Origin of the sequence: Sphingomonas epibiotica (assembly GCF_039615155.1) — a bacterium.
Taxonomy (GTDB): domain Bacteria; phylum Pseudomonadota; class Alphaproteobacteria; order Sphingomonadales; family Sphingomonadaceae; genus Sphingomonas.
This window is the reverse complement of record NZ_JBDGHY010000001.1, coordinates 171,617-197,179: the sequence shown is the minus strand read 5'-3', so window position 1 is coordinate 197,179 and position 25,563 is coordinate 171,617. Positions and strand designations below refer to the sequence as shown.

General features: G+C 64.5%; 21 protein-coding genes and 2 tRNA genes. 4 read left to right on the top strand and 19 right to left on the bottom strand.

Annotated elements, in window-relative coordinates; all coding sequences use genetic code 11:
- The 10 genes from AAIO73_RS01005 to rpsB form a co-directional block, all read right to left on the bottom strand.
- Positions 1 to 618 carry an OmpH/Skp family outer membrane protein gene (locus AAIO73_RS01005; RefSeq protein ID WP_345875622.1) on the bottom strand — a complete coding sequence of 206 codons (618 nt, stop codon included), beginning with the start codon at positions 616 to 618 and terminating at the stop codon, positions 1 to 3.
- Positions 618 to 3,383 carry an outer membrane protein assembly factor BamA gene (gene bamA / locus AAIO73_RS01000; RefSeq protein ID WP_345875621.1) on the bottom strand — a complete coding sequence of 922 codons (2,766 nt, stop codon included), beginning with the start codon at positions 3,381 to 3,383 and terminating at the stop codon, positions 618 to 620. Before bamA ends, AAIO73_RS01005 begins: the two co-directional genes overlap by 1 nt.
- A 61-nt stretch (positions 3,384 to 3,444) precedes the next feature.
- Positions 3,445 to 4,578, bottom strand: a complete 1,134-nt coding sequence (locus AAIO73_RS00995; RefSeq protein WP_345875620.1) for a M50 family metallopeptidase — start codon at positions 4,576 to 4,578, stop codon at positions 3,445 to 3,447.
- Positions 4,575 to 5,732, bottom strand: a complete 1,158-nt coding sequence (locus AAIO73_RS00990; RefSeq protein WP_345875619.1) for a 1-deoxy-D-xylulose-5-phosphate reductoisomerase — start codon at positions 5,730 to 5,732, stop codon at positions 4,575 to 4,577. Before AAIO73_RS00990 ends, AAIO73_RS00995 begins: the two co-directional genes overlap by 4 nt.
- Positions 5,729 to 6,532 (bottom strand): phosphatidate cytidylyltransferase, encoded by an 804-nt coding sequence (locus AAIO73_RS00985; RefSeq protein WP_345875618.1) that lies wholly within the window; start codon positions 6,530 to 6,532, stop codon positions 5,729 to 5,731. Before AAIO73_RS00985 ends, AAIO73_RS00990 begins: the two co-directional genes overlap by 4 nt.
- Entirely contained in the window at positions 6,529 to 7,248 is a 720-nt protein-coding gene (locus tag AAIO73_RS00980) for an isoprenyl transferase (protein ID WP_345876297.1), read from the bottom strand. The genes AAIO73_RS00985 and AAIO73_RS00980 overlap by 4 nt, the downstream gene beginning before the upstream one ends.
- Before the next feature lie 41 nt (positions 7,249 to 7,289).
- Positions 7,290 to 7,847, bottom strand: a complete 558-nt coding sequence (frr, locus tag AAIO73_RS00975) for a ribosome recycling factor (protein WP_345875617.1) — start codon at positions 7,845 to 7,847, stop codon at positions 7,290 to 7,292.
- An 18-nt stretch (positions 7,848 to 7,865) separates the two neighbouring features.
- A complete protein-coding gene (pyrH, locus tag AAIO73_RS00970) occupies positions 7,866 to 8,588 on the bottom strand; it encodes a UMP kinase (protein ID WP_345875616.1) in 723 nt (240 codons plus the stop codon).
- 145 nt (positions 8,589 to 8,733) lie between these two features.
- Positions 8,734 to 9,663: a translation elongation factor Ts gene (tsf, locus tag AAIO73_RS00965; RefSeq protein ID WP_345875615.1), complete on the bottom strand. Its 930-nt coding sequence runs from the start codon at positions 9,661 to 9,663 to the stop codon at positions 8,734 to 8,736.
- A 90-nt stretch (positions 9,664 to 9,753) separates the two neighbouring features.
- Entirely contained in the window at positions 9,754 to 10,539 is a 786-nt protein-coding gene (gene rpsB / locus AAIO73_RS00960; protein WP_345875614.1) for a 30S ribosomal protein S2, read from the bottom strand.
- 180 nt (positions 10,540 to 10,719) lie between these two features.
- Between rpsB and AAIO73_RS00955 the strand changes: the two genes are divergently transcribed.
- On the top strand, positions 10,720 to 11,019 hold the full coding sequence (locus AAIO73_RS00955) for a hypothetical protein (protein ID WP_345875613.1): 300 nt from the start codon (positions 10,720 to 10,722) through the stop codon (positions 11,017 to 11,019).
- On the opposite strand, the gene AAIO73_RS00950 is transcribed toward AAIO73_RS00955, so the two are convergent.
- Both AAIO73_RS00950 and AAIO73_RS00945 read right to left on the bottom strand, forming a co-directional pair.
- Entirely contained in the window at positions 10,982 to 11,749 is a 768-nt protein-coding gene (locus AAIO73_RS00950; protein ID WP_345875612.1) for a CDP-alcohol phosphatidyltransferase family protein, read from the bottom strand. The genes AAIO73_RS00955 and AAIO73_RS00950 overlap by 38 nt on opposite strands.
- A 1-nt stretch (position 11,750) precedes the next feature.
- Positions 11,751 to 12,482, bottom strand: coding sequence for a phosphatidylserine decarboxylase (locus tag AAIO73_RS00945; RefSeq protein WP_345875611.1), 732 nt, complete (start codon positions 12,480 to 12,482; stop codon positions 11,751 to 11,753).
- 121 nt (positions 12,483 to 12,603) lie between these two features.
- Between AAIO73_RS00945 and AAIO73_RS00940 the strand changes: the two genes are divergently transcribed.
- Together AAIO73_RS00940 and AAIO73_RS00935 are read left to right on the top strand one after the other, a co-directional pair.
- Positions 12,604 to 13,824, top strand: coding sequence for an NADP-dependent isocitrate dehydrogenase (locus AAIO73_RS00940; protein WP_345875610.1), 1,221 nt, complete (start codon positions 12,604 to 12,606; stop codon positions 13,822 to 13,824).
- A gap of 107 nt (positions 13,825 to 13,931) precedes the next feature.
- Positions 13,932 to 15,707 carry a cation:proton antiporter domain-containing protein gene (locus tag AAIO73_RS00935; protein WP_345875609.1) on the top strand — a complete coding sequence of 592 codons (1,776 nt, stop codon included), beginning with the start codon at positions 13,932 to 13,934 and terminating at the stop codon, positions 15,705 to 15,707.
- 4 nt (positions 15,708 to 15,711) lie between these two features.
- Here AAIO73_RS00935 and AAIO73_RS00930 read toward each other — a convergent pair whose 3' ends face one another.
- Positions 15,712 to 16,761: a Glu/Leu/Phe/Val family dehydrogenase gene (locus tag AAIO73_RS00930; protein ID WP_345875608.1), complete on the bottom strand. Its 1,050-nt coding sequence runs from the start codon at positions 16,759 to 16,761 to the stop codon at positions 15,712 to 15,714.
- 26 nt (positions 16,762 to 16,787) lie between these two features.
- Positions 16,788 to 16,864 (bottom strand) — tRNA-His (locus AAIO73_RS00925).
- 81 nt (positions 16,865 to 16,945) lie between these two features.
- Between AAIO73_RS00925 and AAIO73_RS00920 the strand changes: the two genes are divergently transcribed.
- The gene (locus tag AAIO73_RS00920) at positions 16,946 to 17,623 is read left to right on the top strand and encodes a prolyl hydroxylase family protein (RefSeq protein WP_345875607.1); all 678 of its coding nucleotides are present in this window, start codon (positions 16,946 to 16,948) and stop codon (positions 17,621 to 17,623) included.
- A 54-nt stretch (positions 17,624 to 17,677) separates the two neighbouring features.
- On the opposite strand, the gene AAIO73_RS00915 is transcribed toward AAIO73_RS00920, so the two are convergent.
- The 5 genes from AAIO73_RS00915 to lon form a co-directional block, all read right to left on the bottom strand.
- On the bottom strand, positions 17,678 to 20,494 hold the full coding sequence (locus tag AAIO73_RS00915; protein WP_345875606.1) for a TonB-dependent receptor domain-containing protein: 2,817 nt from the start codon (positions 20,492 to 20,494) through the stop codon (positions 17,678 to 17,680).
- 103 nt (positions 20,495 to 20,597) lie between these two features.
- The gene (locus AAIO73_RS00910) at positions 20,598 to 22,226 is read right to left on the bottom strand and encodes a beta-helix domain-containing protein (RefSeq protein WP_345875605.1); all 1,629 of its coding nucleotides are present in this window, start codon (positions 22,224 to 22,226) and stop codon (positions 20,598 to 20,600) included.
- Positions 22,227 to 22,494: 268 nt separating this feature from the next.
- Positions 22,495 to 22,569 (bottom strand) — tRNA-Val (locus AAIO73_RS00905).
- A gap of 51 nt (positions 22,570 to 22,620) precedes the next feature.
- Positions 22,621 to 22,893: an HU family DNA-binding protein gene (locus AAIO73_RS00900; protein WP_055756411.1), complete on the bottom strand. Its 273-nt coding sequence runs from the start codon at positions 22,891 to 22,893 to the stop codon at positions 22,621 to 22,623.
- Positions 22,894 to 23,079: 186 nt separating this feature from the next.
- Positions 23,080 to 25,563 (bottom strand): endopeptidase La, encoded by a 2,484-nt coding sequence (gene lon / locus AAIO73_RS00895; RefSeq protein WP_345875604.1) that lies wholly within the window; start codon positions 25,561 to 25,563, stop codon positions 23,080 to 23,082.

The window sequence follows — 25,563 nt, the reverse complement described above, 5'->3', positions numbered from 1 at the left end:
TCAGCGGCCTGCCGGTGCCGGACGCGTGCCGGCGGCAGGCGCCGCGGCGGCCGGAGCGGCCTGTGCTGGCGCGGTTACGCTGACGCTCGGCAGCTGGGTGTTGAGTGCCGCAAGCACCGCGTCCGTGATTTCGGTCGCCGGCGCGTTGTAGAAGCTGTTGCCCTTGTCCACCGCCAGCGTGGCGCCGCGCTGCTGCGCGATCTGGGTGATGATCGGGCCGAGGCGCGTACCGATCTGTTCACGGACATAGGAAATGTTACGCTGGACCTGCTGTTCCTGCTGGCCGATCTGCTGCTGCGCCTGCTGCTGACGCTGTTCGAAGGTGCGGATGCGCGTCTGGAGTGCGGCGTCGGGGTTGCCCTTGGCGGCATTGACGGCGGTCTGCAGCGACTGCGCTTCGGTCTGTAGCGGCTGACCGAGCGAGGTCGCCAGCGACTGCAACTGCTGACGCTGCGATTGGAGCTGCGTGGTCGCGGCCTTGCATGCGGTGCAGTCGCGGAAGATCCGCTCCGAATCGACGACGGCGATCTTCGCGTCGGGCAGCGCCTGCGCGAACGCCGGCGCGGTCGGAGCGGCAAAAACGAATGCGGCGATCGCCGCCTTGGTAAGGCTACGCATCAGAATTGAGTTCCTACGTTGAAAGTGATGAGTTTCTTGTCGTCGCCCGGCTGGCTCAGCAACGCCTTGGCCAGATCGATCCGCAGCGGGCCGAACGGCGAGTTCCAGTTCACGCCGATACCGATCGAGAGGCGCGGACGAGCCGAATCGCCGAGGAACTGTTCGAGGAAGGGCTGGGTCGTGTTGATGGCGACGGTGTTCGGCTCGCCGCCGACACAGGTGCCGCCGATCGTCGACGAATAGCCGACCGCGCAGGTCGTCTGCCGGATCGCCGGGGAGCCCGAACCATCGGTGAACTGGTTGTTATAGACCTGCAACCCGTCCGACGTCTTGATCGGCGAGCTGAACGGCAGCAACGACGGCGAACCGTCCTTGTTGAACTGCAACGTCCCGTCGGCATTGCGGGCCTGCTCGAACGCCAGCGTCGGGCGCGGCCGGGTGACGCCGAACAGCGCACCCGCCTGCACGAAGATCGACGGCCGCAGCCCGAGTTCGGCAATACCCGAACCCAACGGCGGTTCGAGTTCGATCTTGCCGAGATAATAGGCCTTGCCGCCCAACGGGTCGTTCAGCACCTGCTCGCGCGCCGTTACCAATGCCTGATCCCCGCCCGCGACCGATCCGGTATATTGCTGACGCTGGATACGCGGGCCGACGCCGCGGATGTCGAAGCCGCGGAACTGCGGTTCGCCAAGATAGAAGCGGTCGACGATGCGGACCGGATCGATCCCTTCGCCCGCGCTCTTCTGCAGCGAGTGTATATAGCCGCCCTCGATGCCGGCCGACAGGATGAAGCCCCCGACATTCCAGTATTTGTCGAAATCGCCACGGACGCGAGCGAAACGGACGTCACCGCCGAGACCGGCGAAATCGAGCCCGGTCACCAGCCGCTGCCCACGCGACGGGCGCAGGCGGTTGTTGAGATTGTCAAAGATCAGGTTCGCACCGACCATGCTGGTCAGCCGGTTGCCGATCGAGTCGCACAGATAGCGCCCGGCCTTCAGCGGATCGCAGACGCCATTGGTGAAATAGGTCGCCTCGTCCAGCCCGACATTGTCCTGGCTCAGCTGATAGCGGCCCGACAGCGTCCAGAATTCGGTCAGCGGCACGCTGGCGACGATCTGCCCGCCGGTCGAAATCTGCGAATAGAGCGAGTTGCGGCCGGTGCCGAGAAAGTTGAACGAATTGAAATCGCGACGGAACAGCGTGCCGCCCAGCGCAATATTCTTGTCGAATAGATAGGGTTCGGTGAAGCCCAGTTCGACCGACTTCTGATAGGTCGAATAGTTTACCGACGCTTGTAAATCCTGTCCCTTGCCACGGAAATTCCGTTGGCGGATCGACGCCTGGATGATGAAGCGTTCGAGGCTGGAGAAACCCGCCGACAGCGTCAGTTCGCCGGTCGACTTTTCCTCGACATTGGCACCGAGCACGATTCGGTCGGGGGCCGACCCTTCGGTGCGCTCGATCTCGAACTTGTCCTGGAAATAGCCGAGCGAGTTGATGCGGTCCTGCGAACGCTTGATGAGGAAGGCGTTGAACGCATCGCCCTCCGCCACGCGGAATTCGCGGCGGATAACCCGGTCCTGCGTCTGGGTGTTGCCGGTGATGTTGATCTTTTCGACATAGGTGCGGTTCGCTTCGTTCAGGACGAAGGTGATCGACATCGTATGTTTTTCACGATCCGGCACATAGTCCGGGCGAACGTCGGTGAATGCATAGCCGAACAGGCCGGCATATTCGCTCAGCTGGTCGATCGTGTCCTCGACCTGCTTGGCGTTGTACCAATCGCCCTTCTTCATCGGCAGGGTCTTGGTCAGCGCGGCATTGTCGAAGTCGCGGATCGCGCTCTCGACCTTCACCTCATCGAACTTATAACGCGGACCTTCCTCCACCACATAGGTGATGATGAAGTCTTCCTTGTCCGGCGTCAGTTCGGCGACCGCCGAGATAACACGGAAATCGGCATAGCCTTCGGTCAGATAGAATTGGCGCAGCTTCTGCTGGTCATAGGCCAATCGGTCCTGGTCGTAGCTCGTATTCGAGCTGAAGATACGCCACGGCCGCGATTCCTTGGTCGCCATCTCGCCGCGCAACTGGCTGTCGCTGAACACCTCGTTGCCGAGGATATTGATCTGGCGAACCTTCGACTTCGCCCCTTCGCTGATCTCGAAGATCACGTCGACGCGGTTCTGGTCGAGCATGACCATCTTCGGCTCGACATTCGCGGCGAAGCGGCCCTGCCGGCGATACAGTTCGATGATGCGCGCGACGTCGGCGCGAACGGCGGTACGGGTAAAGATCTGCCGGGGAGCGAGCTTGATCTCCTTGGTAATCTTGTCGTCCTTGAGCCGCTTATTGCCCTCCAGCACCACGCGATTGATGATCGGGTTCTCGCGGACCCGGACGACGATATCACCGGTGTCGACACCCTCGATCTCGACATTGGCCAGCAGATCGGACGCGTAGAGGTCCTTGATCGCCTGATCGAGCGTTTCGGCGGTATAGGGGATGCCGACGCGCAGCTTGGTATAGGACAGCACCGTGTCGGGTTCGATGCGCTGCGATCCTTCGACACGGAGCGAGCGGATGGCGCGGACCCGCGCGGTCGGAGCGGCCGGAACCTGTACGGCGGGGGGGCGCACTGCCGGCGCGGCAGCGGCGGGCGCGCGCTGCGCCTGCGCAAAAGCCGTGCTCGAGAGCATCGTGCCCGCGAGCAGCGCGACACCGCGCACGCCGTGAATCGAAAACTTGCTTAGCGTCACCAAACCCACCCCAACCGGAGGAACTTTTACCACAGGACGTTCGCGCCCTGCCCTAACCACGTCAGCCGATCAAGCCGGCCAGCCCCTGCCACACGCCGAACGCCCCCAGATCGTTCACCGTGACGAAGATCATCAATGCCAGCAACAGGGCCAATCCACCGCGAAACGCCCATTCCATCGTTTGCGGACGAACCGGCCCCCGCTTCACCGCCTCGATCGCGTAAAATAACAGGTGCCCGCCATCCAGCATCGGAACTGGCAACAAGTTGATGAATCCAAGATTAATCGAAACGAACGCCACGAACGTCACCAGCGCCGGCCAACCGAGCGAGAATTGCTCGCCCGATGCCTTGGCGATGCGCAACGGTCCGCCCATTTCCTCGACCGACCGCCGGCCGGTGATAATCTGAACCAGCCCGTCGACCGTCCCGCGCAGGATGCTGCCGACCATGCGTACGCCTTCGCCCGGTGCCTGCCAGACTGGGACCGACACGAAGACCGGGTCGCCCCGTTCGATGCCGAAGCGGCCGATCTGCGCCTCATTGCCGAAGCGGTCGCGCTGGCGCATGGCGCCGATCGTCGCCTCGGTCTCGCGCGCAGCGTCGCCGCGCAGATAATCGACGCGGACGCGCTCGTTGGGGCGCATGACGGTGTAGAAGGAGAGGTCGGAAAAGGTGTCGATCGACCGGCCGCCCATTGCGGTGATACGGTCGCCCGCCTGCAAACCCGCGCGCTCAGCCGCGCTGCCCTCGACAACGCGCCCGATCGTGGCCGGGGTCCGGTCGACGCCGTACGCCGCCGCAAAGCCGCCGAGGATCGCGACAGCGAGCAACAGATTCACCGCCGGCCCCGCTGCGACGATGATCGCGCGTTGCCACACGGGCTTAGCCTGAAACGTTCGCGCGCGCTCGGCAGCAGGTAGTTGCAGCCATTCGGCATCGGGTTGCGACGCGGGGTTCATATCGCCGGCAAAACGGACATAGCCACCCAACGGCAGCCAACCGAACTTCCACCGCGTACCCTGCCGATCGGTAAAGCCGGCAATTTCCTTGCCGAAGCCGACTGCGAACGCATCGACCTTCACGCCGAACCAGCGCCCCGCCGCGTAATGACCCAGTTCGTGCACGAACACGAGCGGCCCCAGCACCAGCAGGAACGCGACGACGGTAATCAGCAACCCCGGGGATTCGATCAAGCCGCGCAATCCTTCACACGCTCCCGTGCCAATGCACGCGCTTCGGCATCGATCGCCAGCACGGCGTCGAGCGTCTGCGGCCCTGCCGGGTCGAAGCGCTGCAAGACATCACCGACGATTGCGGCAATTTCGAGGAAGCCGACCCGCCGGTCGAGAAACGCCGCTACCGCGACCTCGTTGGCGGCGTTCAAGATCGCCGGACGTCCGCCGCCCGCCGACAATGCGGCACGCGCCAGCGCCAGCGCCGGAAAGCGCTCCATGTCGGGCGCTTCGAAATCGAGCCGGCCGATGCGCGCCAGATCAAGACGTTCGCAGGGCGTCGCCATCCGGTCGGGCCATGCCAGCGCGTGCGCGATCGGCACGCGCATGTCAGGCGATCCAAGTTGGGCGAGTGTCGACCCGTCGACATATTCGACCATCGAATGGATGACCGACTGGCGATGGACCAGCACGTCCAGCTGGTCGGGCGTTACCGGAAACAGGTGATAGGCCTCGATCAGTTCGAGCCCCTTGTTCATCATCGTCGCCGAATCGACCGAAATCTTGGCGCCCATCGACCAGTTGGGATGCGCCACCGCCTGTTCGGGGGTGATGCCCTGCATCTCCGCTAGCGAGCGTTCGCGGAACGGCCCACCGCTAGCGGTCAGGATGATGCGGCGGATGCGTTCGGGCGGACAATCGTCGAGGCATTGGAACACGGCGTTGTGTTCGCTGTCGACCGGCAGCAGCGTGGTACTGGCGCGGGTTGCCGCCGCCATCATCACCTCGCCAGCCGAAACCAGCGCTTCCTTGTTGGCGAGCGCGACTGCGCCACCACGTGCGAGCGCCGCCATCACCGGCTTCAGCCCTGCAGTGCCGACGATCGCCGCCATGGTCCAGTCGACAGCACGTGCCGCGGCATCGATCACCGCCTGCTCACCACCGGCCGCTTCGATGCCGCTGTCGCCAAGTGCGTCGCGAAGGGCCGGCAGGCAGGCCTCGTCGCCGACCACAGCCAGCTTCGCGCCGACCCGCCGCGCTGCCGCCGCCAGCTTGGCAACGTCGCGATGCGCGGTCAGCGCTTCGACTGCGAACTCGTCCGGCGTGCGCTCGATCAGGTCGAGCGTCGACGTGCCGACCGATCCGGTCGCACCCAATATGCTTACGCGCTTCATGCCAGATACAGTCCTGCCAACAGCATCAGCGCCGCTGCCGGTGCGACCGGCACCAGCCCGTCGAGGCGGTCCATCACCCCGCCATGACCGGGCAGCACGTTGCCCGAATCCTTGACCCCGGCGGCACGTTTCAACTGGCTTTCATAAAGATCGCCCGCCTGTGCCAGCACCGCCAGCAACGGTGTCGCCAGCACCAGGTGCAGCGGCAGACCAGCATATTGCAGTCCGCCGCCCAGCACCGACGCGGCGATGACCCCGCCGATCAGCCCGGCCCAGGTCTTGTTCGGACTGATCGTCGGCGCCAGCTTCGGCCCACCGATCGTCCGCCCGGCGAAATAGGCGCCGATGTCGCATGCCCAGACCAGCGCCATTGCCCAGAAGGCGAGGAGCAACCCGTCCGGCCGATCGCGCAGGAACACGACCGCCAGCGCCGGAAAACCGCAATAGACGATCCCTCGGGCAAGCCTGGACAGGCCGGTGGTGATGACGATGAAGAACGCCGCCCCGATGATCAGCCCGAACGCGAGGAACCCGGCTCCCGCCGCCAGCGGCGACAGGATCGCCAGCGGCACGGTCAAGGCTAGCTGCGCCAGACGCTTATGCTCGCGCGATACTTTGTGGAGATCGGCCCATTCGGCCATCATGAACAAGGTCCCGAGCGCGACCAGCAGCCAGAAGGCGAAGCCGCCGAGCCATAATGCCGTCGCGGCGACGGCAATCATGCCGACGCTGGCGAACGTGCGGGTGGCGAGGTCGGACTTGCGGCGCGCTACGGGATCGGTGACGGGTTCGGGCGTCACAAGCCCCCGAACCGGCGCTGCCGCCGGCCATAGGCAGCGATCGCCTCCGCCAGCGCCGCGCCGTCGAAATCAGGCCACAGCGTGTCGACGAACAGCAATTCGGCATAGGCTGCCTGCCACAGCAGAAAGTTCGACAGCCTTTGTTCGCCCGAGGTGCGGATCATCAGGTCGAGCGGCGGCAGGTCGTGGGTATCGAGTTCGCGGTCGATCGCCGCTTCGTCGATCGCCGATACCGGCATCCCCGCCGCGACCCGCTCCGCCAGACGACGGGCCGCCGCGACCAGTTCGGCCTGCGCACCATAGTTCAGCGCGATTGCTAGGATCGGGCCGGTATTAGTCGCGGTGCGTCCGACGGCATTTTCGATCAGCTTGACCAGATCAGGCTGCAGCGCCTGATAATTTCCGAGGATTCTAAGCCGCACGCCTTCGCGATGCAGTTCGTCGATCTCGCTTTTCAGGAAATGGCGCAGCAATCCCATCAGGTCGCCGATTTCCTGCTCGGGACGCCGCCAATTCTCCGATGAAAAGGCGTAGAGCGTCAACGCCTCGACGCCCTGTTCGCGTGCCGCCCGAGCGATGCGCCGCACCGCCTCGACGCCTTGCCGATGGCCCGCGATCCGCGGCAAGCGCCGGGCCTTGGCCCAGCGGCCATTGCCGTCCATGATAATCGCGACATGGCGCGGGATCGGCGTGGAATGGGGCAGCCCCGGCGCCACGCGATCGTCCGCCGGAACCGAAGCGCGAGCGGCGAACGACGTCACTTGCCGAGGATTTCCTTTTCCTTGGCGCTGGCCGCAGCATCGAGTTCGGCGATGGTCGCGTCGGTGAGCTTCTGCACCTCGGTTTCGTGGCGCTTGCGCTCGTCTTCCGAATAGACACCCTTCTTCTCGTCGGTCTTTAGGCTTTCCATGCCGTCGCGCCGTACGTTGCGCACCGCGATGCGTGCCGACTCCGCATATTTGCCGGCGAGCTTCGCCAGTTCCTTGCGGCGTTCCTCGGTCAGGTCGGGGATCGGCAGGCGCAGCGTCTGACCATCGACGATCGGATTGAGGCCGAGGCCCGCCGAACGGATCGCCTTGTCGGTCGGGCCGACATTCGACTTGTCCCACACCTGTACCGACAACATGCGCGGCTCGGGGGCCGAAACGGTCGCGACCTGGTTGAGCGGCATGTGCGCGCCATAGACTTCGACCATGACCGGATCGAGCAGCGACACCGCCGCGCGTCCGGTGCGAAGACCGCCCAGATCGCCCTTCAGCGATTCGACCGCGCCGGCCATGCGACGTTCCAGATCGGCCTTGTTATATGCGGCCATAACCGACTTCCTTCTAATTCAAGCGTTGTTCTGGACGATCGTCGACACACCCTCGCCCGCCAGCACGGCGGCGAGATTGCCTTCGTCACGGATGTTGAAGACGACGATCGGGATATTGTTGTCGCGACACAGCGCCACCGCCGATGCGTCCATGACCTTCAGGTCGTCGGCCAGCACGCGGCCGAAGCCGAGCGTGTCGTAGCGCTTCGCGGTCGGCACCTTCTTGGGGTCGGCATCGTAGACACCATCGACGCTGGTGCCCTTAAACAGCGCCTCGCAGCCCATTTCGGCGGCGCGCAGCGCTGCGGTGGTGTCGGTGGTGAAGAACGGACTGCCGGTGCCGGCAGCGAAGATCACGACGCGACCCTTCTCCATATGCCGCACCGCGCGGCGGCGGATATAGGGTTCGCACACCGATGCCATCGGGATCGCCGACTGCACGCGGGTCTCGACGCCCATCTGTTCGAGCGCGTTCTGCATCGCCAGCGCGTTCATGACGGTGGCCAGCATGCCCATATAGTCGGCGCTGGCGCGTTCGAAGCCCTTGGCCGCACCCGCCACGCCGCGGAAGATATTGCCGCCGCCGACGACGATGCAGACCTCGTGTCCCACTTCCCGCGCGGCCTTGATCTCGCGCGCGACGCGTTCGCACATCGCCGGATCGATGCCGAACTGTCCCGATCCCATCAGGACCTCGCCCGAGAGTTTCAGGAGGACACGGTTGAAGCGAGGACGGGTCATGACACCTGCGAAAATGGTCTATCGGGAGCGCGGCGGACCCTAGACGCGCCCGCCCGCAAAGCCAAGCGACGTTATGCCCATACCAAAACGGGCCGCGTGGGCAGAGTGCCCGCGCGGCCCGCAAAGTTGGCAAAGGTTGCGCGTTTTAGCGCGCGAGACCCGCCGTGGCGGCGACTTCTGCGGCGAAGTCGCTCTCTTCCTTCTCGATGCCCTCGCCGAGCTGGAAGCGGACATAGTCCTTCAACACGATCGCAGTACCGGCATCCTTCGCCGCCTTGGCGACAACGTCGGCGACCGGGGTCTTGCCGTCCATGACGATCGGCTGGCTGAGCAGCGCATTTTCCTTGGCGAACTTCTTCACCGAACCTTCGACCATTTTGGCGATGATGTCCGCCGGCTTGCCCGAATCGGCGGCCTTTTCGGTCGCGATCTGGCGTTCACGCTCGAGAATGTCCTGATCGAGACCGCTCTCGTCCAGCGCCAGCGGAAAAGCAGCGGCGATGTGCATCGCGATCTGCTTGCCCAGCGGCTCGAGCACGTCGACACCGGCGTCCGATTCCAGCGCGACCAGCACGCCGATCTTGCCGAGGCCCGGGCCGGCCGAGTTATGGACGTAGGGGATCACCGCGCCCTTGGCGACTTCGACGGCCTTCGCGCGACGCAGCACCTGGTTCTCGCCGATGGTCGAGATGTTGGCGACCAGCGCGTCTTCGACGGTGCCGCCGTTCGGCATCGTCTGGCCCTTCAGCGCCTCGACATCGTCACCCGACTCCAGCGCGATCGCGACGACGTCGCGCACGAAGCTCTGGAACTGGTCGTTCTTCGCGACGAAGTCGGTCTGGCTGTTGACTTCGATCGCAACGCCCTTGGTGCCGGCGACGGCAACGCCGACCAGACCTTCTGCAGCCGTGCGGCTCGACTTCTTGGCGACGGCGGCGAGACCCTTGGTCCGCAGCCAGTCGACGGCGGCTTCCATGTCGCCATTGTTCTCGGACAGCGCCTTCTTGCAGTCCATCATGCCGGCGCCCGAGCGCTCACGCAGTTCCTTGACGGCGGCGGCGGTAACTTCTGCCATGATCAGGCTCCTGTTTGGTGTTCGATATGCTTGCGGGCGAGGCAGCGCGGTTTTCGCCCTGCCCCGCCCGCACGTCAGTTCCGTGACAGCTTACGCTTCGACCGAAGCTTCCGGCTGCGGCTCGACGCTCAGCGCTTCTTCGGCCGGCGGTTCATCCATGGCGCCGAGGTCGCGGCCCGAATATGCAGCGGCCTGCTGACCACCACGGGTCGCGGCGATCGCGATCGCTTCGCAGTACAGACGGATCGCACGGCTCGCGTCATCGTTCGCGGGAACCGGGAAGGCGATGCCGTCGGGCGAGACGTTCGAATCGAGGATCGCGACGACCGGGATACCCAGCGTGTTGGCTTCCTTGATCGCCAGCTCTTCCTTGTTCGCGTCGATCACGAACATGATGTCGGGAATGCCGCCCAGATCGCGGATACCGCCGAGCGACAGCTCCAGCTTGTCCTTCTCGCGGGTCAGGTTCAGCACTTCCTTCTTGGTCAGGCCGTGCGTGTCGCCCGACAGCTGCTCTTCGAGCGCCTTCAGACGCTTGATCGAGTTGCTGATCGTCTTCCAGTTGGTGAGCATGCCGCCCAGCCAGCGATGGTTAACGAAGTGCTGACCCGACTTGCGAGCGGCCTCGGCGATCGGCTCCTGCGCCTGACGCTTCGTGCCGACGAAGAGGACCTTGCCACCCGACGCGACGGTCGACGAAACGAATTCCAGTGCCCGCGCGAACAGCGGCACGGTCTGCGACAGGTCGAGGATGTGAACGCCGTTACGATCGCCAAAGATGTACGGCTTCATCTTCGGGTTCCAGCGATGGGTCTGGTGGCCGAAGTGCGCGCCCGATTCGAGCAGGGCCTGCATGGTGACGACAGGTGCCGCCATAGGATAATTCCTTCCGGTTGATCCTCTGGGAAGCAGGAACCCTGTCGAGCCAAAGGCTCGGGCACCGGTATATGCGCTTCCCATGTGGGGTTGAGACCGGCGCCGTTAGCGCAAAACGTACCAACGATCAAGCCTTGACGTTGGAACGATATGAGAACATTAAGGGTTCAGAAACGGACCATGGAACCGTGGTTCGGCGAAGATGTTGCACCTTTTGCGGTTTTTTTGAAATCGCATGTCCCGGGGAGTTTCGAGATGGCCCTGTTCGCTTACACTTTGTTCGCCGCCGCGTTCATGATTGCCGTTGGAACGATCGTCGCCACGATTTTGCCGGCGAGCAGCCGCATCCTGCGCTTGCTGCGTCAGGGGCCGGAATGGACGATCGATCCGCTGCCGCCGGTCCGCCTGACGTCTCGCCGCGGCGTGATCCGGCAGCGTGCCGTTACTGCCGCGCCGCAGCCGCTTCGCGTTGCCGCTTGATCCGACCGTAGCTTCGGATGCTAAAGGGTAGCGTCGCCAGATAGGCGACGCAGACCACCGTCAGCGTCTGCCACGGCGCCGAAACCAGTGCCGCCGCGACTACCACCAACGCAACGATCGCTTCGAACCGAATGTTACGGCGCAGCTTGAGCGACGACCAACTGAACGTCGCCAGGCTGGATACCATCAGGAACGCGACGAACGCGACCCATGGCGCGACGATCCAGGGCGAGCGGAAGATCGCCTCACCACTCCAGATCCAGGCATAGAGCGGCAGCATGGCCAGCCCCGCACCGGCCGGGGCGGGAATGCCGGTAAGAAAGCCCGCGGATTTGTGCGGCTGATCGACGACGTCGATCCGCGCGTTGAAGCGCGCGAGCCGAAGCGCAGTGAACACAGCATAGATCAGCGACACGATCCAGCCGACCCGCGGTTCGTTGAGCAACGCCCACAGATACATGATGAGAGCCGGCGAAACGCCGAACGAAATCGCGTCCGACAGGGAGTCCAGTTCCGCACCGAACCGGCTCTCTCCGCGCAGCATCCGCGCGACGCGACCGTCGATGCCGTCCAGCACCCCGGCGAGCAACACCATGAGAACGGCACGTTCCCATTCGCCGCCGATCGCGAAGCGAATGCCGGTCAGGCCGGAACACAGTGCCAGCGCGGTGACCGCGTTGGGGGCGAGAGCGCGCAGCGGGATGCCGCGGACGGGCAAAGGACGCCGCATGTTACTGCGCGATCCCGGTCGGTGCGGGCAGACCTGGTCGGCCCAGCACGGTTTCCCCGGCGACGCTGCGCTGGCCCAGCACGACCTGCGGCTCGATCCCATCGGGCAGGAACACGTCAACCCGGCTGCCGAACCGGATCAATCCGACCCGTTGTCCGGCGGCGACGATATCGCCCGGCTTCACGAAGCCGACGATCCGGCGCGCGACCAGCCCCGCGATCTGCGTGAAGCCGACACGCTGTCCGTCAAGACTTTCGACGACGACGTGCTGCCGCTCATTCTCGTCGCTCGCCTTGTCGAGATCGGCGTTCAGGAACTTGCCCGAGATATAGACCACCTGCCGGATCGTCCCCGCAATCGGGGTGCGGTTAATATGGACGTCGAACACCGACATGAAGATCGAGACGCGCACCAGCGGTTGATCGCCAAGGCCGTTGGGTCCGCGCAGTTCGGGCGGCAGATCGACGCGCTGGATCATTGTCACCAATCCGTCGGCGGGCGCGACGATCAGCCCGTCGCCCTGCGGCGTGGTCCGGATCGGATCGCGAAAGAACGAGGCGACCCACAACGTCACCAGCCCCATCGGCCATGCCAGCGTCTCCCACGCCATGAAGGCGAAGAAGGCGGTGATGGCGGCGGCGATGAGGACGTATTTGCGCCCTTCGGGATGTACCGAGGGCCAGCGCCACTTGACGGTCGTGGTGCCGACCGCGGGCTTTTCGAGCGATGCCATGAAGCGTGGTGTACCCAAGGCGGGCCGTGCTGACAACCGCCGCGCAACCGCGACGCGGTTGATCCTTGCCGACCGACCCCGTAAGGCCGCGCCAATCGCAACAGAAATCGAGAGCAGGCGCATGGCGAAGATCAAGGTCAAAACCCCGGTCGTGGAGATCGACGGCGATGAAATGACCCGCATCATCTGGGCATGGATTCGCGAGCGGCTGATCCAGCCCTATCTCGAAATCGACCTCGATTATTACGACCTCGGCATCGAGAAGCGCGACGAGACCGACGACAAGATCACCGTCGACAGCGCCAAGGCGATCCAGAAGTACGGCGTCGGCGTGAAGTGCGCGACGATCACCCCCGACGAGCAGCGCGTCGAGGAATTCGGCCTGAAGAAGATGTGGCGCTCGCCCAACGGCACGATCCGCAACATTCTGGGCGGCGTCGTCTTCCGCGAACCGATCGTCATCTCGAACGTGCCCCGCCTGATCCCGGGCTGGACCAAGCCGATCGTCGTCGGCCGTCACGCCTTTGGCGACCAGTATAAGGCGACCGACTTCAAGGTGCCGGGCGCGGGCAAGCTGACCATGAAGTGGGAAGGCACCGACGGCCAGGTGATCGAGGAGGAAGTGTTCGACTTCCCCGCCGCCGGCGTCGCCATGGGTATGTACAATCTCGACGAATCGATCCGCGATTTCGCGCGCGCGTCGATGAACTACGGCCTCGGCCGCGGTTGGCCGGTCTATCTGTCGACCAAGAACACGATCCTGAAGGCCTATGACGGCCGCTTCAAAGATATCTTCGAGGAGGTGTTCGCGACCGAGTTCAAGGACCAGTTCCAGGCGGCAGGTATCGAATATCAGCACCGCCTGATCGACGACATGGTCGCCAGCGCGCTCAAGTGGCATGGCGAATTCGTCTGGGCGTGCAAGAACTATGACGGCGACGTGCAGTCGGATCAGGTCGCGCAAGGGTTCGGTTCGCTCGGGCTGATGACCTCGGTGCTGATGTCGCCGGACGGCAAGACGATCGAAGCCGAAGCGGCGCACGGCACCGTCACTCGCCACTATCGCCAGCATCAGCAGGGCAAGGCAACCTCGACCAACCCGATCGCGTCGATCTTCGCATGGACCGGCGGCCTGAAGTATCGCGGCAAATTCGACGATACGCCGGAAGTCACCAAGTTCGCCGAAACGCTGGAGCGCGTCTGCATCGAGACCGTCGAAGCGGGCCACATGACCAAGGATCTGGCGATCCTGATCGGCCCGAACCAACCGTGGATGACCACCGAACAGTTCTTCGAGCAGGTTCGCGTCAACCTCGAAGCGGCGATGGGCTCGCAGGGCTAAAACGCTCCTGCCCTCGCAGCCAGTCGGACGGCGTCCATCCCAACGGATGGGCGCCGTTCGTGCGTTAGCGGTTGCCGCCACCGTGTCGCATCCGCAACAATGGCCATATGCCGTTGCCGATAGATTCCACGCCGTTCAGTGATTCGCTGGTCATTTTGGGGGCCGCCGGCCTCGTCATTCCTGCCTTTGCCCGTTTCCGCGTCAACCCGGTGATCGGGTTCATCCTTGTCGGCGTGCTGGTCGGCCCTTACGGCCTCGGCGCCTTGGTCGACCGGGTGCCATGGCTGTTCCACATCACCATCACCGATCGCCATTCGATCGAACCCTTTGCCGAATTCGGCATCATTCTGCTTCTATTCTCGATCGGCCTCGAACTGTCGTTCAAACGGCTGTGGGCGATGCGGCGGCAGGTGTTCGGGCTGGGCGCGGCCGAGCTGCTCGGATCGGGGCTCCTGATCGGCCTTGCCCTGATGGTGATGGGACAGGCGAGTGCTGGCGCGATCGGCCTCGGCCTTGCGCTGGCGCTGTCGTCGACCGCGCTGGTGCTGCCGATGGCAGGTACGACCGGACCGGTCGGGCGCACCGCCTTTGCCATGTTGTTATTCGAGGATCTGGCACTGGTCCCGATCATCTTCGCGCTGGGCGCGCTGGCACCGACTGCGAGCGACGATGGCTGGGCGGGCCTCGCCAACACCGCGCTATGGGGCGGGGTCAGCGTCGCCGCGCTATATCTGGCCGGGCGGTTCATCCTGCCGAAGCTGTTCGCACAGGCGGCGCGGACCAAGAGCCCCGAACTGTTCCTGTCGGCCAGCCTGCTGGTCGTGATCGTCGCCAGCCTCGTCACCACCGCTGCCGGGCTGTCGCCGATCGTCGGTGCGCTGCTCGCCGGCCTGCTGATCGCCGAAACCGAATATCATAGCGAGGTCGAGGTCATCACCGCGCCGTTCAAGGGGCTGGCGTTGGGGGTCTTCCTCATCACCATCGGCATGAGCCTCGATATCGCGACGATCATCGAGAATTGGCCGGAACTGCTCGGCGCGATCGCCGGTGTTGTCGTCCTGAAGGCGGTGGTGACCAGCGCGCTGCTCTGGGTCAACGGGGTGCGTCCCGGCACCGCGACCGAAACCGGACTGCTAATGGCCAGTCCATCCGAGACCACGTTGATCGTGCTTGGCGCAGCGACCCAGGCGCAGTTGATTCAGGCATCGACCGCCGCCTTCTGGCAGACGGTGACCGCTATCGGCCTGACGATCACGCCGCTGCTCGCGATGCTCGGCAAGCGCGCATCGCGGCGGATCGAGCGGCGGACCGGGACCGAGGAGGCCCCGCCGGTAGACCCTACCGGATCGGGCGTGGTCATCATCGGCTTCGGCCGGGTCGGGCGGCTGGTTGCCGAAATGCTGAAAACGCATGGCAAGCGCTACATCGCCGTCGATTCGGACATCGACAATGTCGCAGCGGCGCGGGCGGAGGGGCATCCGATCCTGTTCGGCGACGTCGCGCGATCCGAACTGGTCGACCGGCTCAATCTGGGGCGGGCGACCGCCCTCGTGCTGACGATGGACGACCCGGTACTGACGGTGCGGCTGACGCGACGGGTGCGCGGATGGGTGCCGAACCTGACGATCCTCGCCCGCGCGCGCGATGCGGCCCACGCCGCCGAACTTTACGCGGCCGGGGTCAGCGATGCTGTTCCGGAAACGCTCGAAAGCTCGCTGCAATTGTCCGAAGCGGTGCTGGTCGATCTTGGCGTGGCGATGGGGCCGGTGATCGCCTCGATCCACGAAAAGCGCGACGAACTGCGTCAGTCGATCCGCGAACAGGCCAGCATCGAACGCGAACCGCGCATCCGCCGCTTGCGCCGGGTCGACGACCCGGCGTGACAGCTCAGCCGCGGCCGATCAGGCGGCGAGCGATGGCGTCGGCGACTTCGGAGTGCGGACGACCGCTGGCGTCGCTTTCGTCCCACACTTCGACCAGTCGGTCGGGGATGCGGGCGATGCGGCTCTCGACCTCGGCACGGTCGCCCTGCCCCAGATATTCGAGCGCGACGTTGATGATGCCGCCGGCGTTGATGACGTAATCGGGCGCGTAGAGGATGCCGCGCTCCTGAAGGCGCTTGCCGTCCCCTGCCGTCGCCAACTGGTTATTGGCGCCGCCGGCCACCGCCTTGCACTTGAGGGCTGCGATCGTTGCCGCGTCAAGCACAGCGCCTAGCGCATTGGGGCTGACAATATCCGCCTCCAGCGTCAGCACCGACGCCGGATCGGCGGTGGTCGCCCCCAGTTCGCTGGCGAGCGCTTCAGCCCGCGCTTCGTTGACGTCGGCAAGCGTCAGTACCGCGCCGTCCTTCGCCAACAGGCGCGCAAGCCCACCGCCGACCGAACCGACGCCCTGCACCGCGACGCGAACGCCGCGCATATCATCGCTACCCAGCGCCCGCTTCACCGCCGCGCGGACGCCCAAATAGACGCCCAATGCGGTAAACGGCCCCGGATCGCCGCCGGCATTGCCGGCCGCAACCGGCAGGCCCGACACATATTTGGTCGCGCCGGAAATGGTGATCATGTCGGCTTCGGACATGCCGACGTCCTCGGCCGTCACATAGCGCCCGCCGAGCGATTCGACCGCGCGACCGAATGCTCCCAGCAGTTCGGGCGTCTTGGCGCCGCCCTCGGGTGCCAGCACCACGCCCTTGCCGCCGCCCATCGGCAGTCCGGCCATCGCGTTCTTGAAGCTCATGCCGCGCGACAGGCGCAGCGCGTCGGTCACCGCCGCGTCGCTGCTCGCATAGCGCCAGAACCGCACCCCGCCCGCCGCCGGTCCGAGCGCGGTCGAGTGCACCGCGATGACACAGCGCAGGCCGGTCTTGTGATCTGAGAACAGGTGGATGCCTTCGTGATCGTCGAAGTCGGGATAGCCCCAATCGGTGTGCACGGTGGCGGCTCCAGCGCTGTAAGGGATGGGGCGACCGACGGGACTTGAACCCGCAACTTCCGGCATCACAAGCCGGCGCTCTAACCAATTGAACTACGGTCGCCGTGGAAGGGCGCGCTTAGCCGGACCGTACGCATCGGTCAAGCAGTGGCATGCAGACAATCGTTCTGGCAGGAAAAAGACGATGGAAACGGCCCCGCCCCCTGCCCCCGCCCGCCCGAATCTCGGTTCCGGCTTTCCCAGCGAACCGGTCGTCGACCACATCATGACCCAACCGGGCGTGCAGCGGGTCCCGAGCGCCAAGCTGTCATTGTTCATCCGCCGTGGCCTGATTCCGGCTGATCTCTGCGCCGCGTTGATCGAGCGGATCGACGCGAAACGTCGCCCGTCGACCATCGCCGATGCCAATGGCGACCCGACCTTCCGCACCAGCGAGACCTGCGACCTCGATTCGAGCGATCCGGTCGTCGCTGCCGCCGAAGCGCTGATCTTCGATTTCTGCGGCCTTGACCCGGCGCACGGCGAACCATTGCAGGGACAGCGCTATGCCGTCCGGCAGGAGTTCAAGGCACATACCGACTATTTCGATCCGCAGGGCGGCGACTTCGCGCGCTTTTGCTCTGTCGCGGGCAATCGGACATGGACGGTGATGCTGTACCTGAACAAACCGGGCGCGGGCGGCGCGACGCGTTTCAAGGTGATCGACAAGATCGTTCAGCCCGAAACCGGCAAATTGCTGGCCTGGAACAATTTGCGCTCCGATGGCAGCCCCAATCCGGCGACATTGCACCATGGGATGAAGGTGCGCGACGGCACCAAATATGTGCTGACCAAATGGTTTCGCGAACGCCCCTGGGGATGAGCAAACGGGCCGCCGGCATCGCTGCCGACGGCCCGTCCCTACCCTGTCGCTCGATCAGAACTGAGCGGTGATGCCGAGCGAAAACACCCGGCCCAGATCGTAGCGGTTGATATAGACCTGATTGCCGCCAAAATTCTGGCTTTCGCTGTAGCGTGTACCGGTCAGGTTGCGCGCTTCGGCCTTCACTTCGAGCTGCGCACCGGCAACTTCGAAGCCCTGCCGTCCGACCAGATCGAGGCGGATGCCCGGACGCTCGACGATATCAGGCTGGAACCCGGCACCCGACAGGTTCGACGGACCGCGATTGGTTACGCGATCGCTGGCATAGTTGAACAATAGCGTCAGCTGCGACAGCGCGGCGGTATCCTCGACACCGATCTGGACATTGACCAGATGGTCCGACTGTCCGGTCAGGGGCGCGCCGTCGCGGAACAGCGCGTTCGCACGGCCGAAACCGGCCTGACACCCACCGATACCCGGCGAGCCGAGCGCCGCTGCCGGATTGGGCACGCAGGTGCCGTCGGCGGTGATCTGCGACTGGGTATAGGTATAGTTGGCGAGCAGCAGCAGACGGCGCGTAGCGAAGAAATTGCCGAGACCGCTCAGCGGTACGTACTTCTGCGCCTCAACCTCGGCACCATATAGCGTTGCCTTGGGCAGATAGGTGAAGCCGGTCTGCAACGTCGCGTCTGGGCTGGGATAAAAGCCCGCCTGTTCGATCGGGTTGTCGATCCGCTTGTAGAAGCCTGCGGCGGTGATGCGCTGATCGCGACCGAAGAAATATTCGTAGCGACCTTCGAGGTTCCATAGCTCGGAATCGCGCAGGTTCGGGTTACCGAAGAACAGGCGGTCCGAGTCGGGGTCGCGGAACTGCTGCGGGGCCAGTTCGCGGAACTGCGGACGTGAGATCGTCTTCGCACCGCTGACCCGCAACTGCATGTCCGACGCGAAATTCCACGTCAGCGTGCCCGCTGGCAACCAATAGGCGTTCTTGAGGATCGTCGGCGTCAGGTTGATCGGCGTGACCTGTTCGTTCGCGGTTTCATAGCGAACGCCCGCGACCGCACGCAGGCCGTCCGACACTTCGGCTTCCGCCTGGACATAGCCGGCATGGATTTCGAGGCTGGCATCGTAGGCATAGGCACCGGCCTGGGTATTGAACTGCAATTCGATCGTGCAGGCACCGGTGCCGCGCTGCGGACACGCGTTGAACAGCGAATCGGGCGACAGCAGATAGTCGGGCCGCAACAGATTGTTGGGGAAGCCCGGCGCAGTGCCGGCGCCGTCGCTGGTCTGGTAATTGAATTGCAGACGACGCGACGAACGGTCGGTGTTCGAATAGAAATAGCCCGTCGATACGGTCATCGGGCGATCGGTGGGCAGCTTGTAGGCGAGGTCCGCCTGCCCAGTGTACAGGTCTTCGTTCAGCTCGCTGAACACGACGCTGGCGAAGGGCGAGAAGCGCTGCGTCACCTGATAGGCGCCGTTGCAGTTGAAGCCACGCGACACCGGGGCGTCGGTTACCGTGACCGGATAGCCGTTGGTGGTCCGGTTCGAGCATAGATAGTCGAACTGGCGCTCATAGGGCGCATTGCGCTTCGAATTGGCGAAGGCGCCGCGGGCGTCGAATTTTAACGCGTCGGTCAACTTAAATTCGCCGACCAGCTGGCTCTCGATCAACTGGCGTTCGAACCAGTTGGTGTTCTGCTGCACGCGCAGGCCGCTGAAATTGTTGTAATTGTCCGAGGCAGCCAGACGCCCCTGCTTCAAGGTGTCGTGGATGTAGACGTTGGTCCAGCGCAGCGTGTTGTCGTTGAACTCATAGCCCAATCCGACCAGCCCGTTGGCAACGATCCGGTTGTCGGTCAGCACGGTGCGGAAGTCGTTGCGGACGGTGCCGTTCTCGCTGACGCTGTCCTGTTGGGTCGCATCGCGCGTGCGGAAGGTGTTGGACAGGCCGAGCGAGGCGATGACCCCCAACCGGTCGCTGCCGATATCGAACACCGACCCGCCCGCGATCTCGCCCGACAGGTTGGCGGGCAGCTGGTTGTTGACCTGCAACAGCGAGGTGCGGGCATTGTCGAGCTGTGCGACCTGCGCGACCGGGATCAGACCCGATCCCTTGTCGGCATTGCGGATGAACGACGGCACGCCGCGCGTTCCGTCGTCATAGCCGATCCAGTCGCTCTTGCCGCCGGCATAGACATAGCCGAGTTCGCTGGTCGTGACGGTATCGGCGGCGATCGACCCGCCGATCGACAGGAAGTTCTTCTTGGGGATCGCCTTCGACGTCAGGTTGATGACACCGCCGCCGAATTCGCCCGGGAAGTTGACCGAATAGGTCTTCTGGACCAACGCCGATCCGACGATCGAGGTCGGGAAGATGTCAAGCGGGACCGAACGACGCAACGGCTCGGGGCTGGGCAGCGGTGAACCGTTGAGCAGCGACGACGAATAGCGATCGCCGAGACCGCGCACATAGACGAAGCCGCCGCCGACGACCGACAGGCCGGTCACGCGGGTCAGCGCGCCGGCAATATCGCCGTCGCCGGTGCGGGCGATGTCGGCTTCGGACAGGACCGACACGATCTGCGGCGTGGCGCGGACCACGTTCGGGATGTTGCGACCGACGACGACGATTTCCTCACCGGCGGCTTCATCGAAGCCGGGCGACGAAACTTCGGCCGGGGCGTCGCTCGTCGTGCCGTCCTGCGTAGTGGAAGTCGGGTTATCGGGCTCGGTTCCCGTCTGGACGACCGGCGGCGTCGCGGCGGCGGGGGCGGCGGGCGTGGTCGACTGTGCCAGCACGGCCGGCGCAACCATTTGCGACGTCAGGAGAAGGAGTGTTGCGTAAGCGCGGCGGTGCTGCATGACCGTTGATCCACCTTGAATATCTGAAAGAGCGAATGCCGGGACGGGCGTATCGGCCCGCCCCGGCATCGGCGTGTCATCGCGGGCTACGCGACAGGTCGGATCAGCGGCCCTGGCAGGCGAAGTAGACCGACGAGAATACCGGCGGGCCGGCATCCTGCTTGGTGGTGTCCGCCGCACGGATGGTCGAGCGATCCGACGCGCTGGTTTCGCCGGCGATCAGGTTGACGCAGGCGACGTTGCCGACCGACTTCACCACGCCATTGACGTAGCGCATGTCCGAACCGCCGCGCTGACGGATTGCCGCCGGGGCGAGCGCGGTCTGGATGAAGGTGAAGTTGGCGTAGGTGCTGTACGTGCGCGGCAGCAGGTCTTCGCCGTTGTTCGAGTCGATCTCGGTCGAGAACGAGTCGGCGGTCGCGCCGACCAGACGCTGCGCAGCGATCATGAACTGCATGAAGCCGCGATAGCCGTTGTCGATGTCGAAGCCGTCATCGTCCGCGCCGGTGATGGCGATGTACTTCAGGTTGGTGGTGCCACCGAAGATTTCGATGCCGTCGTCAGCCGAGTTGTGGCTCTGGATATGATCCAGCACGGTGCCGCTACCGGTACCGCCCAGCGTCAGGCCCTGCAGTTCGTTACCGTCGCTGATCGCGATGCCCGAATAGCGAATCTGGACATAGGACATCTGGCCCGAATTATCGGCGGCGTTCGGCCCGCCATAGAAGCGGCCGGTGACGCCCTCAATCGCCTGCTGGCAGGTGGTCGACGAACCGTCGGCGTTGTTCGGTCCGGTACCGGTGGCGCAGACCGCGGTCGGCGCACGGCCGAGCAGGATGATGCCGCCCCACTGACCCTGCGACGCGTCCGACACGCCGTTGTTCACCAGATTCTGCTGCGAAGTGAAGATGATCGGCGCGTCGCGGGTGCCGATCGCGGAGATCTTCGAACCACGGTTAACCAGCAGCAGGTCGTTGGTGTTTTCCGACGAGTCGGCCGCGATCACCGAACCGGCGGCGATGGTCAGCGTCACGCCTGCGGGACCGGTGCTGCCGAGATCGGTACCGACTTCGGTCTGGCCGCGCAGGCGATAGACGACGCCAGCGATCTTCGGCAGCGACAGGTCGGTCGTGATGTTCTGCGGCAGGCGGCAGTAGCGGAAAGACGGGTTCGACGAGCTGTTCGTACCGTCGTCGATCGTGCCGGTCGGGCAGACCGAGGTCGCGGCGGCATAGGTGCCGATCAACGGCACCGCGGTGCAGCGCGCGCCCGAACCGCCGAATTCAGCCGAGGTCGAGTTGCAGGTCCATCCCTGGAAGGCGGTATCGGTCGGGCCGTTCAGTGCGCCGACATAGTTGGTGCTGGTGAAGAAGCTGTTGATCGTCGACGGATCGGTCGCGGTCGTCAGCGATGCGGCGCCGACCGGATACACGCCGTTCAGCACCGAACCGACGCCGTTGACGTTGTTGTTGGTGCCGGCGTTGACGATCGCCAGCTGTTCGTCCGACGTGATCGTGATGCCATTGACCGTCGTCTGCGCGGCGAACTGCGCCGCGGTGATCGCGCTCGGCGCGGTCGAGGTGGGGGTCGGCGTGGGGGTGGGCGCCGGTACGGTCACGTTGATGCTGCCCGCACCCGGCGAGGCGACGCCATCGGCGCCGCTGCACCCGGCGAGCGCTGCACAGGCCGTGGTCGCCATGAGAATAAAGCCGAAGCGCTTGCTGCTGGCCATCACCGATGAAACTCCCGAAAACTTGGTTGGTCGTTATGCGGGCGCGAGGCCCGGCGATCGTCCAAGGCTCCCCCTTCGGCCGACCCACGGCCGCCGCGTTAGGGATGCTGCATGACGGGAACATGCGATTCCGGTGAAGTTTCGGAGACGTTATGGTTTCGGTTTTATGACAGCGCCTTACGAACGGATGGCATAGCCCGGAATCAGAAACGGCCGCCCGGCCCGTCGCCTCTCAACAGAGGTCTGACGCGCCGGACGGCCGTTAATCTGGTGGGCGCGACAGGGATTGAACCTGTGACCCCACCCGTGTGAAGGGTGTGCTCTACCGCTGAGCTACGCGCCCGGAAACCCGGAGGCCGGCTCCCTAAAGGGGTCCGGCCATGGTGTCCAGAACTTAATTCACCGAATCCTTCAGGCCCTTGCCGGCCTTGAACTTCGGCTGCGACGACGCCTTGATCGTCATCGGCTCGCCGGTACGCGGATTACGGCCGGTCGATGCCTTGCGCTTCGATACCGAAAACGTCCCGAACCCGACGAGACGCACTTCGTCGCCCTTCTTGAGCGCCGCCGAGATGACGTCGAATACCGCTTCGACCGCCTTCATCGCATCGCCGCGGGTGAGCCCCGAATGGTCGGCGACCTGCCCGATCAGCTCCTGCTTGTTCATCCCGTGGAACCCCCTTCGTCTCTGAAAAAATATGACCAGACTCGAACGCGGCAATAAGGCCGCTCCGTCGAACGCTGTCAAAGCAAATTGGCATTGTTAGCGCAATCCAATGGATTGCGTAGCGTCGCCGGCGTACGTCGGTTCGACGAGGCCGGCGGGACGTCGTACCCGTCCCGCCGGCTCCGATCAATGCGGTCGCGATTCGGCGATACCGGGTACCGGCACCGGCGGTTGCGCGGCCAAATCGTCCGCTTCGGTCCAGTCGATCGCGGTCAACGGCTCGGTAAGCGCGAGTCGCAGCACCTCGTCGACATGCGACACCGGGATGATCTCCAGCCCGCTGCGGATGTTCGCGGGGATTTCCGCCAGATCCTTCTCATTCTCGACCGGGATCAGCACGGTGGTGATCCCGCCGCGCAACGCCGCCAGCAGCTTTTCCTTTAGCCCTCCGATCGGCAACACCCGACCGCGCAGCGTGACTTCTCCGGTCATCGCCACCTCGCGCCGCACGGGCACGCCGGTTAACGTGGATACGATCGACGTAACCAGCCCGATGCCCGCCGACGGACCGTCCTTCGGCACCGCCCCTTCGGGCAGGTGGATATGCACGTCCTTGCGGTGGAACAGGCTCGGCTTGATGCCATAGCCGGGCGAGCGAGCCTTGACGTAGCTCCACGCCGCCTCGACCGATTCCTTCATCACGTCGCCGAGCTTGCCGGTAGTCTTGACCGACCCCTTGCCGGGCACGGTGACGCTTTCGATCGTCAGCAACTCCCCGCCGACCTCGGTCCAGGCAAGGCCGGTGACCGCACCGATCTGATGCTCCTCCTCGCCCACGCCGAAGCGATATTTGCGGACGCCTGCGAACTCCGCGAGGTTATCGGGCGTAACGGTAACCGAAGTCGCCTTGCCCTCGAGGATCCGTCGCAACGCCTTGCGCGCCAGCTTAGCGATTTCACGTTCCAGCGTCCGTACCCCGGCCTCGCGGGTGTAATAGCGGATCAGGTCGCGCAGGCCCGCCTGGGTCAGTTCGAACTCGCCGGACTTCAGCCCATGCGCGTCGACCTGCTTGGCGACCAGATGCCGTTCGGCGATCTCGACCTTCTCGTCCTCGGTATAGCCCTCCAGCCGGATGATCTCCATCCGGTCGAGCAGCGGCTGCGGCAGGTTCAGCGTGTTCGCGGTGCACACGAACATCACGTCCGACAGATCGATATCGATCTCCAGATAGTGATCGTTGAACTTCGCATTCTGTTCGGGATCGAGCACCTCGAGCAGTGCCGATGCCGGATCGCCGCGGAAATCCTGGCCCAGCTTGTCGATCTCGTCGAGCAGGAACAGCGGGTTCGACGCGCCAGCCTTGCGCAGATTCGTTACGATCTTCCCCGGCAGCGACCCGATATAGGTCCGGCGGTGCCCACGAATCTCGGCCTCGTCACGCACCCCGCCCAGCGACTGGCGGATGAACTCGCGGCCGGTCGCCTTGGCGATCGACTTGCCGAGGCTGGTCTTGCCGACGCCCGGCGGACCGACAAGGCACAGGATCGGACCTTTCAGCTTGTTGGTCCGCGCCTGCACCGCCAGATATTCGACGATCCGGTCCTTGACCTTCTCCAGCGCGTAATGGTCCTCGTCGAGCACCGTCTGCGCAACGGCAATGTCCTTCTTGAGCTTCGACTTCTTGCCCCATGGCAGGCCGAGCAACACGTCAAGGTAATTGCGTACGACCGTCGCTTCGGCGCTCATCGGCGCCATCGTCTTCAGCTTCTTGAGCTCCGACGTCGCCTTGGTCCGTGCTTCCTTGCTCAGCTTCAGCGTGGCGATCTTCTGAGTCAGCTCGGCGATCTCGTCGCCATCGCCATCCTCTCCCTCGTTGCCGAGTTCGCGCTGGATCGCTTTCAACTGTTCGTTGAGATAATATTCGCGCTGGGTCTTCTCCATCTGCCGCTTCACGCGGCTGCGGATCTTCTTCTCGACCTGCAACACGCCCAGCTCACCTTCCATGAAGGCGAAGACCATCTCCAGCCGCTTGTGCGGATCGGCCTCGACCAGCAGCGCCTGCTTGTCAGCGACCTTGACCGCGATATTGCCCGCGACCGCGTCGGCCAAGCGCGAGGCGTCGTCCAGCTCGGACAGCTGGACCGCGGTTTCCGCCGGCAGCTTCTTGTTGAGCTTGGCATAATTTTCGAACTGGTCGACGACCGACCGCATCAGCGCCTTCAGCTCGGCGCTCGGCTGCGCGACGGCCTCGGCGACGCGTTCGTCCATGCCTTCATCGGCATCTTCCAGCGTCGTGCCGCCGGCATCGGCCGGCGTAACGGTCGCCACCAGATAATTGTCGACCGTCTCCAGTTCGGTCAGAGTCGCGCGCGCCTTGCCCGACACCAGCACCCGGACGGTGCCGTCGGGAAGCTTCAGCATCTGCATGACTTCGGCCGAGACGCCGACGTCGTAGAGGTCGTCGCGGGCCGGATCGTCCTCGCCCGGATCGAGCTGCGCCACGAGAAAGATTTCCTTCGATCCCGCCATCGCCGCTTCCAGCGCGGCTACCGACTTGTCGCGCCCGACGAACAGCGGCACGATCATGTGCGGAAAAACAACGATATCGCGCAGCGGCAGCACCGGCAGCTTCAGCGGCTCGGACGAAACGGAATTGGTATTCTCGGACAT

Coding starts and splice junctions, on each gene's coding strand:
- AAIO73_RS01005 (WP_345875622.1), bottom strand. CDS start 618: ATGCGTAGCCTTACCAAGGCGGCGATCGCCGCATTCGTTTTTGCCGCT.
- AAIO73_RS00990 (WP_345875619.1), bottom strand. CDS start 5,732: ATGAAGCGCGTAAGCATATTGGGTGCGACCGGATCGGTCGGCACGTCG.
- frr (WP_345875617.1), bottom strand. CDS start 7,847: ATGGCCGCATATAACAAGGCCGATCTGGAACGTCGCATGGCCGGCGCG.
- pyrH (WP_345875616.1), bottom strand. CDS start 8,588: ATGACCCGTCCTCGCTTCAACCGTGTCCTCCTGAAACTCTCGGGCGAG.
- tsf (WP_345875615.1), bottom strand. CDS start 9,663: ATGGCAGAAGTTACCGCCGCCGCCGTCAAGGAACTGCGTGAGCGCTCG.
- rpsB (WP_345875614.1), bottom strand. CDS start 10,539: ATGGCGGCACCTGTCGTCACCATGCAGGCCCTGCTCGAATCGGGCGCG.
- AAIO73_RS00955 (WP_345875613.1), top strand. CDS start 10,720: ATGGAACCGTGGTTCGGCGAAGATGTTGCACCTTTTGCGGTTTTTTTG.
- AAIO73_RS00950 (WP_345875612.1), bottom strand. CDS start 11,749: ATGCGGCGTCCTTTGCCCGTCCGCGGCATCCCGCTGCGCGCTCTCGCC.
- AAIO73_RS00945 (WP_345875611.1), bottom strand. CDS start 12,482: ATGGCATCGCTCGAAAAGCCCGCGGTCGGCACCACGACCGTCAAGTGG.
- AAIO73_RS00940 (WP_345875610.1), top strand. CDS start 12,604: ATGGCGAAGATCAAGGTCAAAACCCCGGTCGTGGAGATCGACGGCGAT.
- AAIO73_RS00935 (WP_345875609.1), top strand. CDS start 13,932: ATGCCGTTGCCGATAGATTCCACGCCGTTCAGTGATTCGCTGGTCATT.
- AAIO73_RS00920 (WP_345875607.1), top strand. CDS start 16,946: ATGGAAACGGCCCCGCCCCCTGCCCCCGCCCGCCCGAATCTCGGTTCC.
- AAIO73_RS00915 (WP_345875606.1), bottom strand. CDS start 20,494: ATGCAGCACCGCCGCGCTTACGCAACACTCCTTCTCCTGACGTCGCAA.
- AAIO73_RS00910 (WP_345875605.1), bottom strand. CDS start 22,226: ATGGCCAGCAGCAAGCGCTTCGGCTTTATTCTCATGGCGACCACGGCC.
- AAIO73_RS00900 (WP_055756411.1), bottom strand. CDS start 22,893: ATGAACAAGCAGGAGCTGATCGGGCAGGTCGCCGACCATTCGGGGCTC.
- lon (WP_345875604.1), bottom strand. CDS start 25,563: ATGTCCGAGAATACCAATTCCGTTTCGTCCGAGCCGCTGAAGCTGCCG.